This window comes from Marinobacter sp. (assembly GCF_048266785.1).
Taxonomy (GTDB): Bacteria; Pseudomonadota; Gammaproteobacteria; order Pseudomonadales; family Oleiphilaceae; genus Marinobacter.
On record NZ_JBLWYX010000036.1, the window covers coordinates 1 to 14,562 of the forward strand.

Annotated in this window: 9 protein-coding genes and 1 pseudogene; 2 read left to right on the forward strand and 8 right to left on the reverse strand. The window is 55.7% G+C overall.

Features of this window, described 5'->3' with window-relative positions:
- The 7 genes and pseudogenes from ACN0V1_RS21095 to ACN0V1_RS21125 form a co-directional block, all read right to left on the reverse strand.
- Window positions 1–136 (reverse strand): annotated as a pseudogene (locus tag ACN0V1_RS21095) (transposase); the annotation flags it as partial.
- Window positions 118–885, reverse strand: a complete 768-nt coding sequence (gene cobA, locus ACN0V1_RS21100; RefSeq protein WP_417546824.1) for a uroporphyrinogen-III C-methyltransferase — start codon at window positions 883–885, stop codon at window positions 118–120. The pseudogene ACN0V1_RS21095 and the gene cobA, both read right to left, overlap by 19 nt.
- Before the next feature lie 75 nt (window positions 886–960).
- The gene (locus ACN0V1_RS21105) at window positions 961–2,628 is read right to left on the reverse strand and encodes a bifunctional protein-serine/threonine kinase/phosphatase (RefSeq protein WP_285677545.1); all 1,668 of its coding nucleotides are present in this window, start codon (window positions 2,626–2,628) and stop codon (window positions 961–963) included.
- Window positions 2,629–2,638: 10 nt separating this feature from the next.
- Window positions 2,639–3,853 carry a nitrate/nitrite transporter gene (locus ACN0V1_RS21110; protein WP_228247662.1) on the reverse strand — a complete coding sequence of 405 codons (1,215 nt, stop codon included), beginning with the start codon at window positions 3,851–3,853 and terminating at the stop codon, window positions 2,639–2,641.
- 357 nt (window positions 3,854–4,210) lie between these two features.
- Window positions 4,211–4,786, reverse strand: a complete 576-nt coding sequence (locus ACN0V1_RS21115) for an ANTAR domain-containing response regulator (protein WP_228247667.1) — start codon at window positions 4,784–4,786, stop codon at window positions 4,211–4,213.
- Between the two features lie 15 nt (window positions 4,787–4,801).
- A complete protein-coding gene (locus ACN0V1_RS21120) occupies window positions 4,802–5,995 on the reverse strand; it encodes a CmpA/NrtA family ABC transporter substrate-binding protein (RefSeq protein WP_417546825.1) in 1,194 nt (397 codons plus the stop codon).
- A gap of 126 nt (window positions 5,996–6,121) precedes the next feature.
- Window positions 6,122–10,240: a bifunctional nitrate reductase/sulfite reductase flavoprotein subunit alpha gene (locus ACN0V1_RS21125; protein WP_228247666.1), complete on the reverse strand. Its 4,119-nt coding sequence runs from the start codon at window positions 10,238–10,240 to the stop codon at window positions 6,122–6,124.
- 607 nt (window positions 10,241–10,847) lie between these two features.
- Between ACN0V1_RS21125 and nirB the strand changes: the two genes are divergently transcribed.
- Both nirB and nirD read left to right on the forward strand, forming a co-directional pair.
- Window positions 10,848–13,391, forward strand: coding sequence for a nitrite reductase large subunit NirB (nirB, locus tag ACN0V1_RS21130; protein ID WP_417546826.1), 2,544 nt, complete (start codon window positions 10,848–10,850; stop codon window positions 13,389–13,391).
- Complete coding sequence (gene nirD, locus ACN0V1_RS21135) at window positions 13,391–13,795, forward strand: nitrite reductase small subunit NirD (protein WP_285677548.1); 405 nt, start codon at window positions 13,391–13,393, stop codon at window positions 13,793–13,795. Before nirB ends, nirD begins: the two co-directional genes overlap by 1 nt.
- 255 nt (window positions 13,796–14,050) lie before the next feature.
- Here the strand turns inward: nirD and ACN0V1_RS21140 are convergent.
- The coding region (locus tag ACN0V1_RS21140) for an IS3 family transposase (RefSeq protein WP_417546827.1) at window positions 14,051–14,562 on the reverse strand (512 nt) is incomplete at its 5' end.

The following is a 14,562-nucleotide window of genomic DNA, read 5'->3' on the forward strand; positions in this document are numbered from 1 at the left end:
TGCCCAGCGCCAGGTAAACCGCCTTCACCCGCACGGCACCCTCACGCACCTTGGTGTGGATGCAGTCGAGGTAGACGATGGGATAGACCGCGTCGAGCGGCCGTGACTGCCAGGCCTTCACCTCATCGGTTGCGGCAGATGGCTATCGATGATCTCTAGGCATTCCCTTTTCACGCGCCCTTGTCCTGATACCTCTCCAATTACAATCACAGCAGGTGACTTAAGTCTGAAAGTTTGGGCGACGTTACTCATGTTGGCCAAATCACTTCGACACTCGCGCTGATGGGGTAGAGAGGCGTTTTCAATCATGGCGACCGGGGTGCTGGCAGTCAGCCCGCCGGCAAGCAATTCCCGTTGCACTTCTTCCAGCTTGGCCACACCCATGTAAACCACCAGGGTGGTGCCCGTCTGCGCTAGGGCCTGCCAGTTTAGGCTGCTGTCGTCCTGGGTGTGGGCAGTGACCAAGGTGACGCCTCGCGCCACGCCTCGCAAGGTCAGAGGAATGCCACATTGTGTGGCACCGGCTAAACCTGCAGTGATGCCGTTCACCAGTTCCACTTCAATACCTCGGGCGCCTAGCCATTCGGCCTCTTCGCTGCCACGGCCAAATATGCACGGATCGCCGCCCTTTAGACGCACCACACACTTGCCTTGACGCGCGTAGCGCAGCATCAAACGGTGAATGAAATCCTGCGGGGTAGAGCGGCAACCGCCACGTTTGCCGACGCCAATCACCTTTGCGCTTACACAGTGTTCGAGCACAGCTGGATTAACCAGGTCATCAATCATGACAATGTCGGCACTTTTAAGGGCGCGCACGGCCTTGAGGGTGAGCAATTCAGGGTCACCGGGACCGGCACCCACTAACCAGACTTTTGCGATCACAGGATCTTCCTTATCAGGGCTGTGTATGCGTCGCAGAGAGCTTTCACGCTTGCTGCGCTCTTGTGTTGTTTGAAGTCATGCGTGCAGCAACCAAATCAACAACAGGCCATTGACCAATAGCGAGGTCATTGCCACAACTCGCCACACTTTCAGCGGCTCTCGTTCAAGCAATGGCCGGGATCGAGTGCTAGGTTGGTGTTCGCCATGATGCAGAGCCAATAGCCACTCTTCGGCGGTTTCAAAACGCTTGGCGGGGTCGCTGGTCAAGGCTTTTTCGAGGTTGTGCACCAGCCATTCTGGAAGGTCCGGGCGGTAGCGATTAGCGGCCACAGGATTACCAAAGCGCGGGTGCTGAAACGCCTCTATTTCGCCGTAGGGGTAGTGCCCAGTAAGCAGGTAATACAGCGTAACGCCGGCGCTATAGATGTCTTGCGCAGCACTGGGCTGCGCGCCCGCATAGGCTTCCGGGGCAATAAAACTGGGCGTGCCGGGCAACTCACCCACTGCCTGATTGGAAAGTCCAGGGCAATAAGCCAAACCGAAATCCAGGATTCGCAGCTCGCCATCAGCACTGAGCAGCAGATTCTCCGGCTTGATATCCCGATGGACTATGTTACGTCGATGCAGCATGCCCAGCGCCTTTATAAGGCGCTGGGCGATTTCCAGCCATTGATTAAGGCCGAAGGTGCCGTGCATGTGATAGTGCTCGGCCAGGGTGATGCCGGAGTATTCGCGCATCAGGTAGTAAAGGTGCTGACGCTGGTTGGCGTGGTGCACTTCGGGAAAGTAACGCCCGGCCACCCGCCGCAGAAACCACTCTTCCTGCAATAGGGCATTCCCTGCTGTGCTGTCACTTTCCCTGCTGGCTGGTAGGGTTTTTAACAGCCAGGGTTGTTGCTGTTTGTCATACACCCGGTACAGCACTGACTGCCGGCTTTGTCCCAAGAGGGCTTCCACCTGCCAACCTTCAAATAGCTGCCCGGGTTTTAAAACTGGTGGAACTGGCCATTGCTCCAGCTGCCCCAGAGTGTCGCTCAAGCTGATCTCTCCCAGCTCATCGACCCGCACCAACACAGCACTTGCGTTGTCCTGGCTGCCAGCATGATGGGCAGCGCTAACCAGAGCCTGGGTGGCTGCTTGCAGTTGCTGTTCATCACACAGAATACTGGCAATCGAGGCCTCACTTAAGGTGGCCCAAACGCCATCGCTGACTAGCAGGAAACTCTCGCCAGGGCGTAACTCACCATTCAGGTAATCCACTACTACATGCTGCTCCAAGCCCATGGCTCGCTTGAGCACATGCTGCATACCCGGTTGGCCCCAGACGTGGTCTTCACTGATGCGCTGTAACTGCCCGCAAAACCAGCGGTACACCCGGCAGTCGCCGATATGCGCGAGCGTAAAGTACCTGCCGCGCAGCACCAAAGCGCTGAGGGTTGTGAGCAGCGGCTGGCCGCCGCCATTGGCATGTAACCAGCGGTTTTGTGCCAGCAGCAGACGGTCCAGGGCTTGCGCCACGCCCCAGGTTTCGGGGGTTGCGTAATAGTCGTGAGCCAGGGCTTGCAAAGTTGAACGTGCAGCCAGGCCGCCGTCTGCGCATTGGCTTACGCCGTCAGCCAAGGCAAATAAAAACCCCTTGCTGCCAGCCAGCGAAGGCGCCGGAGTGACCAAGCGCACCGCGTCCTGGTTTTCCGCGCGCGGTCCGCTGGCGCTGTACTCGGCGCAGCTCAGTCGTAGGCCCATGATGGTTTACTCAGACCCTTGCAGCAGTCAAAGCAGCCGAACCCCACGTGGTTCTCCAGCGATTTTTCACGCCGTGCAAACCAAACCAAGCAATTAGACCCAAGCTGGCAAATAACCACAGTCCGATTTGGTAGTCGCCGGTATTCTGTTTGATTGCTCCGAGGCCAGCAGCCAGGAGGAAACCGCCTATACCGCCGGCCATACCGATAAGACCGGTCATCACGCCAATCTCTTTACGAAAGCGCTGTGGCACCAGTTGGAACACGGCACCGTTACCTGCACCCAATCCCAACATGGCGCTAACGAACAAGGCCAATGCCGCCACTGAACTGGAAAGATGGAAGCCCACCGCCGCAATACAAATGGACGCCACTGCATACATACCAAGTAAGGTGCGAATACCGCCGAAGCGGTCAGCGAGGGCTCCGCCCAATGGGCGCATCAAGCTACCACCAAACACGCAGGCCGCAGTGTAGTAACCGGCTGTGACCGGGCTAAGGCCGTATTGGTCGTGGAAATAACCAGGCAGAGCGCTGGCAAGGCCGATAAAGCCGCCAAAGGTGACGCTGTAGAAGAACATAAACCACCAGCTATCACGGTCGCCCAGAGCCTTGAAGTAATCGGCCATGGATTTTGCTTTGCTTCGATTGGGTGCGTTGCGCGCCATCAAGGCGAAGGCTATCAGGGTCAGTAGCAGCGGGATCAGAGCCAAGCCAAACACATTGTTCCAGCCAAAGGCGGTGGCTAACACGGGGGCAGCCAAGGCGGCGATAACAGTTCCAGAGTTACCCGCCCCGGCAATGCCCATAGCTTTGCCTTGGTGCTCTGCAGGGTACCACTGCGAAGCCAGCGGCAAGGCCACGGCAAAAGACGCACCTGCCATGCCGAGGAATACGCCCAGCAGCAACGCTTGTTCATAGCTATGGATGCCCAGTTGCCAAGCTGCCAGCAGTGCACCGATGACCACCACCTGACCGAAGATGCCTGCAGTTTTTGGCGACAACTGATCCGCCAGCATGCCCATAAAAAAACGCAATAGAGCGCCAGCAAGGATCGGCGTAGCCACCATAAATCCGCGTTGCTGAGTGGTTAATTGCAGGTCTGTAGCAATCTGAACTGCCATTGGGCCTAACAGGTACCAAACCATAAAGCTCAAATCGAAATACAAGAAGGCGGCAAACAACGTTGGGGTGTGACCGGCTTTCCAGAAACTGTTGGTGTTCATTCCCAGCACCTCATCTGCAAATAGGTAGTTATGTTTGCAGGTGGGTAGCTTGGAAAGCTGCCCACCAAGCCCCGTTTCCAAGGCCATAAACGCAAAAACGCCGCAGTCCCAAGTTCGCTTTAGCGAGGGGAGTGCGACGTCATTGTCGTGATGGGGCAACCGCCGTTGGCTACCTGTAAGAATAGTAAGCAGCTTCTATGCCATTATGTATTGGGGTCTCTAGATCAATGGTTTCGCTTCTGTTTACAGAGCCTTTCAGGCTGAACGCCATCGCTCTTGGTGCAGTGTGCTGTGTTATGGAGCAGGCGCAGCGTTTGGTTTTCTTAGAGGCCTATCGGGCAGTTACTGTTTTTACGGTTAACCCAGCAACTCATTCATCGCGATAATCTGCTCTGCCACCTGAATCAGCTTCTGTTGTTTGCTCATGGCTTGGCGACGCATCAGGGTGTACGCATCCTCTTCGTTGCAGTCTTTCATCTTCATCAACATGCCTTTGGCTAATTCAATCCGTTTGCGTTCAGCCAACTGCTGGTCTCGGGCGTGCAGTTGCGAACGCAGCATCTGGTCGCTTTCAAAGCGCGCCATGGCCACGTCCATGATCGGCTGCAGGCGCTGGGCATGAATGCCTTCGACGATATAGGCGCTCACCCCAGACTTAATCGCCTGGCGCATGACACCGGGATCGTGTTCGTCTGTAAACATCACAATCGGCCGTGGCTGATCGCGGGTCACAAGCACCACCTGTTCCATCACATCGCGGCTTGGTGACTCAGTGTCGATCAAAACCACATCCGGCCGCACGGATTCAACACGGGTGGGCAAGTCGATGGTCAGCCCAGATTCGTCGATCACTTCAAAGCCCGCTTCGCTCAAGGCAGTGCGCAAACGTCCAACTTTTTTGGATGTGTCGTTGATCAGCAAGATACGTAGCATGGCGGCCATCTTCAGTCAGTGGTCATTGAGGGCATGCAGGGTAAAACTGCGGGCATAGCCGGCAGGGTCGGCACCATTCCATACGCTTCCATCAAGCAGGCGGCTGCTGCGTATTGCGGTATCAGGCACAGGAATGTTCAGGGCGGTTGCGGCGGCGCTGTACAGCTCAGTTTGCTGTACCTGGCTAGTGACGGCGAGATAGTCAGGGTCCTCGCGCAGCAAACCCCAACGACGGAATTGAGTGAGAAACCACATCCCGTCCGACAGGTAGGGAAAGTTAGTGGCACCGTTGTTATGAAAGCGCAAGGAGTGAGCATCATGCCATCGATGGCCCAGGCCATCGCAGTACTCGCCTAGCAGGCGCGGTTCGACACTCGATAACGGTGCATCGAGGTACTCACTGCAGCTCAAAAGTTGTGCTGTGCTACGGCGGTTTTCGAGGCTTTTCTCAATAAACCGGCTGGCATCCAATACCGACATCACCAAAGCGCGGGCGGCATTGGGGTTTTGCTCAACAAATTCGCGTGTGCAGGCCAAGACTTTTTCCGGATGGTCCGGCCAGATTGCTTGGCTGGTGGTTAGGGTAAAGCCCTGGCCATGCTCCACGGCATGGGCAGACCAAGGCTCGCCCACGCAAAAGCCATCAATGCGTCCGGCTTCCAAATGCGCGAGCATTTGCGGCGGCGGCACTACCACGCTGTTTACATCCTGCAGCGGGTGAATGCCCTGGCTGGCCAACCAGTAATAAAGCCACATGGCATGGGTGCCGGTTGGGAAAGTCTGGGCGAAGGTAAGTTTTGTGCCTTTTTGGTGCGCGTGCTGTTGCAGTGCACTGGCGCTGGTCACGCCAGCTTCTTTCAGTGGCTGTGACAGATTGATGCTCTGGCCATTCTGGTTCAAACCCATAAGTATGGCCATATCAGTTGCAGCGGCGCCGCTGATACCCAACTGAATGGCATAGATCATACCGTACAGGCTGTGGGCAGCGTCCAGTTCGCCGCTAAGCAGCTTGTCATTTATGCCTGCCCAGGAGGTCTGGCGTCTGAGATTGAGGGTTAAGCCGTAGGGCTGGCCAAACCCCTGTGTGGCTGCCACGACCATGGAGGCGCAGTCCGTCAGCGGCATATAGCCGATATTAAGGGCATTCTTTTCTGGAGCATCGCTGCCCCCAACCCAGGCCAGAGAGTGCATATGCAGGCCATCGCTCATAGGGGTATTCCTGAAAACCTAGACCGCAAAAAGCACAGCAATTGCTGTGCCGTGGTCGTGTTAGGTGGGTTCACTTTTTGATCTGTGTAGGAGCGGTTTCAGTCGCAATCCCAGCAAACACGGGCATCAATACACATCGCGCAAATACCGCCGCTCTTTGCTCATACCGCTTACGTACAGGGCGGCAGCGCCACTGCTCATTTTCCCATGTACATGCACGATCTTTTTTAGGGCGGCGTCGACGTCTTTGGCCATGCGTGCGGCGTCACCGCAGACGCATACCGATGCACCTTGTTGCAGCCAGCTCCACAGCAACGCGCCATGTTCGAGCATGCGTTGTTGCACATAGATTTTTTCTGCCTGGTCCCGGGAGAAGGCAGTGTCTAGACGAGTGAGTAGACCGCTAAGTTGCCAGTTACGCAGTTCATCGTGATAGTAAAAGTCGCTTTCGGCGCGTTGTTCGCCAAAGAACAACCAGTTTTTGCCAATTCCGCCTTGGGCTTGTCGCTCCTGCAGAAAGGCGCGGAACGGGGCAATTCCGGTTCCTGGGCCAATCATGATCAGCGGCATCTGCGGATCTTGCGGGGGGCGAAAGTGTGCCGAGCGTTGCAGAAATATCCTTGCGCCTTGGCTCTCTGCACGGTCGGCTAGAAAGGTTGAACAAACGCCGCCACGCTCCTTGTTCTGGTGCCGGTAGCGCACGGTAGAAACGGTGATATGCACTTGGTTCGGATGCGCTTTAGGGCTCGATGAAATGGAATATAGGCGCGGCTGCAGAGGTTTGAGAAAGCTCAGCAGTTCGTTGTTGTTGAGGTGTATGGGGAACTCCAACAACAGGTCGAGCAATTGACGTCCCCAGAGCCAATCCTTGAGGTCGTTTTGTTCGCCGCTGCGCAGCAGCTCCGCCAAGAGCGGACTGGCCGAGCGCTCGCATAACCATTGCAGTTGCTGAGGGGTGATTCGGGCGATTTCCAAATGCTCCTCAAGGGCTATGCGCAAGGGCATGGGTGGTTGTTCTTTCAGTTCAACGCTGCAATTACCATCAAGCTGCAAGGCCTCCAGAAAGGCGTTGACCTGCTCTGGGCAATTTTTTGGCCATACACCCAGGGCATCCCCGGCTTGGTAGGGGAAATCGTGGTCGCCGAGATCGAAGACGATATGGCGGGTTTCCTTCTGCGCCCCCGGGCTGTTGAGAATGCGGTTTTCTAGCAATCGACTGGTCAGCGGGCTGTGACGGTTATAGCGACTGCTCTCGACGGAGGCTTGCAGCACGTTGTAGTTTTTTTCCATTGTGGCAATGGACCCGCTTGGCATGGTTGTACAGATTTTTTCCAGCCATTGCTCAGCGACTTGTTGAAAGTCTGGTTCGCAATCTTGTCGCGGGTGCAGGCGTTCGCCGCCAAGGGCTGCTAGGCGCTCATCCAGCTTGCGACCAAAACCACAGAATTGGTCGTAATTGGAGTCGCCTAGCGCCAACACGCTGTAACGGATGTTTGCCAAGGCTTGGGCTTCGGCATTTTCTAGGCTGGCCCAAAAACTGATGGCATTGTCCGGTGGCTCGCCATCGCCAAAGGTGCTGGTCACCAAAAGTACGCAGGCAGCGCCTCGCAGGTCCTCCAGCTCGGCGTTATCCATAGCCAACATGCGCGCGCGTTGGCCTTTACTGACTAGGCGTTGTGTGAAGGCTTCGGCCAAGCCTTCGCTATTGCCGGTTTGTGAGGCCCACAGCACCAACCACTGCGGGCTCATCAGGTCAGCTTGTGTTGCGCTAAGCAGTCCTGACGTATCGCTGGTCATAGTCACACCGGCGCTTTGGCGAGAAAACAATCCTGCCAACATGCCGTCCAGCAAGAGGCGTTTGTTTTCCGTTAGCGGTGCACTGGTGGGTAGGGTAGGTACGCCACTTAAACACCCTTCAACGCTACTGAGACCCAACAGATAACCCTGCATATAAAGCTGCTCGGCAGCGTTTAGTTGCAAATTTGCCGGGGGGTCGAGGTTTAGCAGGCGAGCAAAGGCATTGGTCTGCATGGGGTGGGGCTCCTCGGAAACAGTTGTCCCTAGAATGGACAGCGCAGATCTGACGGCTTTTAGATTGACTGCGCAGAACTTGAATGCCGGCTGAAAGGATATGGGGTCTATGTCGTCGCTGGTCACAGCGTTAATGGCCAGCTGTTCACCAAACACATCGTTCCAGTGGAAGGGCGCAAAGCAGTTGCCTGGGCGCACACGGTCGCTGATTAGAGCTGGTAGTACCGCGACGCCATGGCGGGAGCGAATTTCCACGTCGTCGCGTTCATTAATGGCCAGGCGGGTGGCGTCGCTCGGGTGAATTTCTACAAAGGGGCCGGGATGGAGTTTGTTCAGCGTGGGCACTTTGCCGGTCTTGGTTAGGGTGTGCCAATGATGCTGCAAGCGACCTGTATTGAGCACCAGAGGGAATGCCTCATCGGGCAGTTCTGCAGGCAGCAAATGGGGGCGTGCAAAGAACTGCGCTTTGCCGCTTTCTGTTGCAAACACTAGTGCAGGTTGGCTGCCATCTGCAGCCAGTTTCAAGCATTGACTGACATTGTTATTCAAGTAACGGATTGGATTGCGCGTGACCGCATTGCTATCGGCAATAGGCCATTGAAGCGGTTGCTCGCGTAGGCGTTCATAGCTGGCACCACGAATGTCATAGCCGGTTTGGGGGTTCCAGCAGCGTTTGATTTCTTCAAATACTTCGCTTGCGCTGGTGTAGCTAAACGCCTCGCTGTAGCCCATGGCGCAGGCTACACGGGCGATAATTTCCCAGTCAGGCAAGGTATCGCCTGGCGGCATTACGGCTTCCTGCATTAGCGTAAGGTTGCGCTCGGAGTTGATCATCACCCCCTCGGCTTCCGCCCACAGCGCCCCTGGTAGCAGGATGTCGGCGTAGCGATTGGTTTCGGTATCCAGGTAAGCGTCCTGAGTGATTACCAGTTCTGCCTTTTGCAATGCCTCAATCACGGTTTTGCGATTGGGCACACTGGCCACCGGATTGGTACAAATAATCCAACAGGCTTTAACTTCACCAGCGGCCATGGCCTCGAATAGGGCCACCGTGCCATCGCCACCCTCACTGCGCAAACTGCCGGGCTTGAGGGCCCAAATTCGTTCAATGAACGCACGGTCCTCTGCTATCAAGGCAGAGCGTTGTCCTGGTAGGCCTGGGCCCATATAGCCCATCTCGCGCCCACCCATGGCATTAGGTTGGCCGGTAAGGGAGAACGGCCCGCTGCCTGGACGGCAAATGGCGCCGGTGGCAAGGTGCAAGTTACATAGGGCGTTGGTGTGCCAGGTTCCTTGTATGCTTTGGTTAAGGCCCATGGTCCAGCAGCTCATCCAGTTTTTTGCTTCACCTAGCCATTGCGCAGTCTGGCGAATATCAGCCTCGTTCAGGCCGGTGATGGCGGCGACTTTTTCGGGCGAGTAGTCCTCAAGAAAACTCGGCATTACATCCCAGCCTTCGGTGAATTCAGCTATAAACGCTGGGTCGGTATGGCCGTTTTTCATCAGTAAATGAAGCAAACCATTGAGCAGCGCCAGATCTGTGCCCGGGGCGATTTGTAGGTACAGACTGGCCTTTTCTGCAGTGGCAGTGCGCCTCGGGTCGATGACGATCAGCTTGGCCCCGGTCTTAACTCGGTCGAGCAAGCGCAGAAATAGGATTGGATGGCAGTCGGCCATATTGGAACCGATCACTAAAAACACATCGCTGTGTTCAAAGTCGCTGTACGCGCCGGGTGGGCCATCGGCACCGAGGGATTGTTTGTAGCCGCTGCCGGCGCTGGCCATACACAGCCGAGAGTTGGATTCGATATGGCTGCTGCGAATAAAACCCTTGGTAAGTTTGTTGGCCAGGTACTGCGCCTCCAAGGACATTTGCCCACTGACATACAGGGCCACGGCATCCGGACCATGCGCGTCAATGATGTCGCGCAGGCGCCTGGCGGTAGTATCGATGGCTTCGTCGATGGCCACGCGCATCGGGTCGCAGCTGCGCGCCTGGCGCACAAACGCGTACTCCATACGTCCACTGTTAGCGACGGCTTGGCCGCAGGTAGTGCCCTTGGTGCACAGGCGACCGAAGTTACTAGGGTGCTGTTTATCTCCGGAAACTTTGACGATTAGGTTGTCTTCTACCTGCATAACAATGCCACAGCCCACCCCACAGTAAGGGCATACGCTTCGCACTGTTTTGCTGACCGTCGGTTTTGCTGACATCGTCGTATCCATCTGTGGAAACGACAAAGGCGCCATGCTGCTCCTCGTCTTTTAACGGGAACTGCACGGCGCCTTTGTCGTGTGTATTGCTTGAATGTTTCGACCATCTTCGTTGACGGCCTTTGCGTATACGAAGCAATGGTTGGGCCAAAAGCATCGCAAACTCTTACGCGGCACAGTGTGAGCGGCTTAAGTTGCGAATTCTTGACTTTAAAAGCATCGAAGCTGAAACCACTTAAACGAGTACTTTGTGATGTCTAAATTGCGTCACATTGGGGCGATAGATCGAAAACTGCACTGTTTTAGTTCTGAATTGGTACGTGAGCTAATTCCCCTGTCTGGCAGGAAGCCCGTAAATGTGGCGTTTGCAGAAGGCTAATAAATTTCTGGCACAGCCACTGCATAGTCTCGATCAGCTCACTGCCATTGCGTAGGTGAGGCACCCCGTCGATCAATGGCGATCGTTGACTGAGAAAAGTCCGGGTGACAAGGACTGCATCAGGCGTATAGGCCGGCAGTACGAACAGGCAAAGGCGCCTGGAACCTCTTGGTTCCAGGCGTTTTTTTTTGCTCAAAACAAACCGTAGCGGCGTGGGCGGATTTACACATGAACAGTACAGATCTTCAGCAATTGGTCATCATTGGCAACGGCATGGTTGGTCATCACTGCTTAGAACAGTTAGTTCAACGCGGTGCGTTGAGCCGCTACCAGATTCATGTGTTCAGCGAAGAGCCGCTGCGCGCCTACGACCGTGTGCACCTGTCCGAATACTTCGGTGGCCGCGATGCAGAATCCCTCGCCCTTGGCGACTCGGCGCTTTATCAAACCCCAGGTGTCACTCTGCACCTGAGTGTGCCGGTGCTGGAAATCGACCGCGACAGCCGCAAGATAATTACCGCAAATGGTTGCGTGCTCTATGACCAGCTTGTACTGGCAACCGGCTCGTTCCCCTTTGTGCCGCCGATTGAAGGTGCCGCCGGTAACTCTCGATTGGTCTACCGTACTCTGGCCGACCTCGATACCATCCAAGCAGCCGCCAAGAACGCCCGCCGTGGCGTAGTGGTGGGGGGCGGTTTACTCGGTCTGGAAGCGGCCAACGCCCTTAAGAGTTTGGGCCTGGAAGCCCATGTGGTGGAGTTCGCTCCACGTTTGATGCCTGTGCAGTTGGATGACCACGGTGGCCATGCCCTGAAGTCGCGTATAGAAGCCCTTGGCGTTAGCGTGCATTTATCTCGCAGTACCCAGTCGATTTCAGCCGGCTGCGAATATCGCTACCGAATGAACTTCGCCAACGATGAGTTCTTGGAAACAGACCTGATCGTTTTCTCCGCAGGCATTCGCCCTCAGGATGCCCTGGCCAAACAATGCGAATTAGAGCTAGGACCACGTGGCGGTATCGCCATCGACAGCCAATGTCGCAGCAGCGACGCTAACATCTACGCTATCGGCGAATGTGCGGCATGGAATGGCAGCATCTTTGGTTTGGTTGCGCCGGGTTACCAAATGGCCCGCAGCGTAGCCGCGCAGCTATGTAACGAAGCAGCTGACCCGTTTATGGGGGCTGATATGTCGACAAAGCTCAAACTACTTGGGGTCGATGTCGGTTCCATTGGCGATGCCCAGGGCACCATTGCCGGATCGCGCAGCTACCGCTTTATTGATGAGGCCAGCGGCAGCTATCGTCGCTTGGTGGTTTCTGCCGACGGCAAGCAAGCCCTGGGAGCGGTTTTGGTAGGAGATAACAGCTACTACGACACCTTGCTGCAATATGTACAAAACGGCATTACTCTTCCTGCCGATCCCTCGTCGTTGATTTTGCCCCGGAGCGAAGCCGCACCTACGCTAGGCGTCGATGCCCTGCCAGCCACTGCCACCGTATGCTCCTGCCATAACGTCAGTAAAGGGGCGATCTGCAGCGCTATCGACGCTGGTTGTGACGACCTTGCCGGCCTCAAAACACAGACCAAAGCCGCCACTGGTTGCGGTGGTTGCGCCAGCTTGCTTAAGCAGGTGTTCGAGCATGAGCTTACTGCTCGTGGCGTTAGCGTTGACAAGAGCTTGTGCGAGCACTTTGCATTCACCCGTCAGGAGCTTTACTCCGTGGTTCGTGTTGAAGGCATCGAAACCTTTGACGAACTGCTGGCCCGCCATGGCAAAGGCCAACTGGGTTGTGATATCTGCAAACCGGTCGTGGGCTCCATTCTGGCGTCGTGCTGGAACCGCCAAATTCAAGAGCCCTGGCTGGTACCACTGCAAGACACCAACGACACCTTTATGGCCAACATGCAGAAGAACGGTACCTACTCAGTGGTGCCGCGGATTCCCGGTGGCGAGATCAGCCCAGATGGTTTGATTGCAATTGGTGCAGTGGCGAAAAAGTACGACCTGTATACCAAGATCACTGGCGGCCAGCGTATCGACCTGTTCGGCGCGCAACTGCACGAACTGCCAGATATCTGGGGGGAGCTGATTGCTGCCGGCTTTGAAACTGGTCACGCCTATGGCAAGTCCACCCGCACAGTGAAAAGTTGCGTGGGCAGTACCTGGTGCCGTTATGGCGTGCAAGATAGTGTCCAAATGGCTTTGAGGATTGAGGACCGCTACAAGGGTCTGCGCTCACCGCACAAGCTTAAATTTGCGGTATCTGGTTGTACCCGCGAATGCGCAGAAGCGCAAAGCAAAGACGTTGGCGTAATCGCTACTGAGAAGGGCTGGAACTTGTACATCAGTGGCAACGGCGGTATGCGCCCGCGCCACGCCGAATTGTTCGCCACCGACCTCGATGACGACACTTTGATCCGCTACATCGACCGCTTCCTGATGTTCTATATCCGCACAGCCGACAAGCTGCAACGCACGTCTGTATGGCGCGAAAGCCTGGAGGGCGGTTTGGACTATCTGAAGGCCGTGATTATCGACGACAGCTTGGGGCTGGTTGCCGAGTTGGAAGGGCAGATGCAGTTAGTGGTTGACCGCTATGAATGCGAATGGGCCAACGCCCTAAAAGACCCAGAAAAGCTCAAACGCTTCCGTACCTTCGTCAACAATAACGGCGCTGACCCAGATATTCAGTTCGTCAAAGAACGCGGCCAACGCCGCCCGATTCGTGCAGAAGAGCTGCACCTAGTAGCCGCAGAGGAGATTGTCTGATGAGCCAAGCTAATACTGCCGCTGTTGCCCAATACACCTACTGGCAAACCTTATGTGGCCGTCAGGACTTGGTCGCTAATTCCGGCGTGGTGGCTTGGTTGAATGGCGTCCAAGTGGCGCTGTTCTATCTGCCCAATGAGCCGGAAGGTAATCGCTTGTTCGCAATTGAAAACCGCGATCCGAAGTCGGGCGCAAATGTGATTGGTCGTGGTTTGGTGGGTAGCTTGGCTGGAGATTTAGTGGTGGCTGCGCCGCTTTATAAACAGCACTTTCGCTTACAAGACGGCACTTGCCTCGAATATCCTGAACAAACGTTAAACGTCTGGCCGGTGCGCTTTAATGGAGACGCCGTTGAGGTGCAGCTCCCCTCAAAGCAAAAAGTCGAGGGTGCAATTTGGGGTTGATTAACCCACAAATTATTATAAAAGCCTGATCTTGCTGACCCCTGCCAGCCATGACTGGCAGAGGTCGGACATTAGCGTTCGTCACATGTTTAAATCGACATGGCCACAAAATTTTGGTTGCCGGCAATCACGACGATGCAATCGAAAAGCACCCCGAGCTGATTCCAGAACTGCTTCCGACCACCCATTACCTTCAGGACAGCGGAGTAGAAATCGGGGGAGTTAAGTTCTGGGGATCACCGTGGACTGTAGTGGTCAACAATTTCCGGACAGTGATTTAAGTTTTTCTTCTACAACAGCCGGCGGCACGAGGCCGTTGTGCTGATGTGGTCTTGTCCAGTTGTAGCATTGCATTAGGTAGCGACCTATATCCTGCTCAGCCAGTGCAGCGGTCATGTAGCCTACCGTCGGAACCCACTCCGTTTTCAGGCTACGGAACAGGCGCTCCATCGGTGCATTATCCCAACAGTTTCCGCGCCGACTCATGCTCTGGGTCATCCGGTATCGCCATAGCCTCTGGCGGAAATGGCGACTGCTGTATTGGCTACCTTGATCGCTGTGGAACAAGACACCACTTGGGCGCCCACGCATCTCGTAGGCTCTGTCGAGCGCCTTTACGACCAGATCAGCATCCGGCTTGGCAGACATCGCCCAGCCCACCACTCTGCGACTGAACAAGTCCAATACTGCGGCGAGGTAATGCCATTTGCCCTGCGCCCAGATATAGGTAATGTCGCCACACCAAACCGTATTGGGGGCCTCGACAG

Excerpts from the sequence above, each read along its gene's own strand:
- nirD (WP_285677548.1), top strand. The coding sequence starts at position 13,391 with ATGAGCCAAGCTAATACTGCCGCTGTTGCCCAATACACCTACTGGCAA.
- ACN0V1_RS21120 (WP_417546825.1), bottom strand. The coding sequence starts at position 5,995 with ATGAGCGATGGCCTGCATATGCACTCTCTGGCCTGGGTTGGGGGCAGC.
- ACN0V1_RS21115 (WP_228247667.1), bottom strand. The coding sequence starts at position 4,786 with ATGCTACGTATCTTGCTGATCAACGACACATCCAAAAAAGTTGGACGT.
- ACN0V1_RS21125 (WP_228247666.1), bottom strand. The coding sequence starts at position 10,240 with ATGTCAGCAAAACCGACGGTCAGCAAAACAGTGCGAAGCGTATGCCCT.
- ACN0V1_RS21110 (WP_228247662.1), bottom strand. The coding sequence starts at position 3,853 with ATGAACACCAACAGTTTCTGGAAAGCCGGTCACACCCCAACGTTGTTT.
- nirB (WP_417546826.1), top strand. The coding sequence starts at position 10,848 with ATGAACAGTACAGATCTTCAGCAATTGGTCATCATTGGCAACGGCATG.
- ACN0V1_RS21105 (WP_285677545.1), bottom strand. The coding sequence starts at position 2,628 with ATGGGCCTACGACTGAGCTGCGCCGAGTACAGCGCCAGCGGACCGCGC.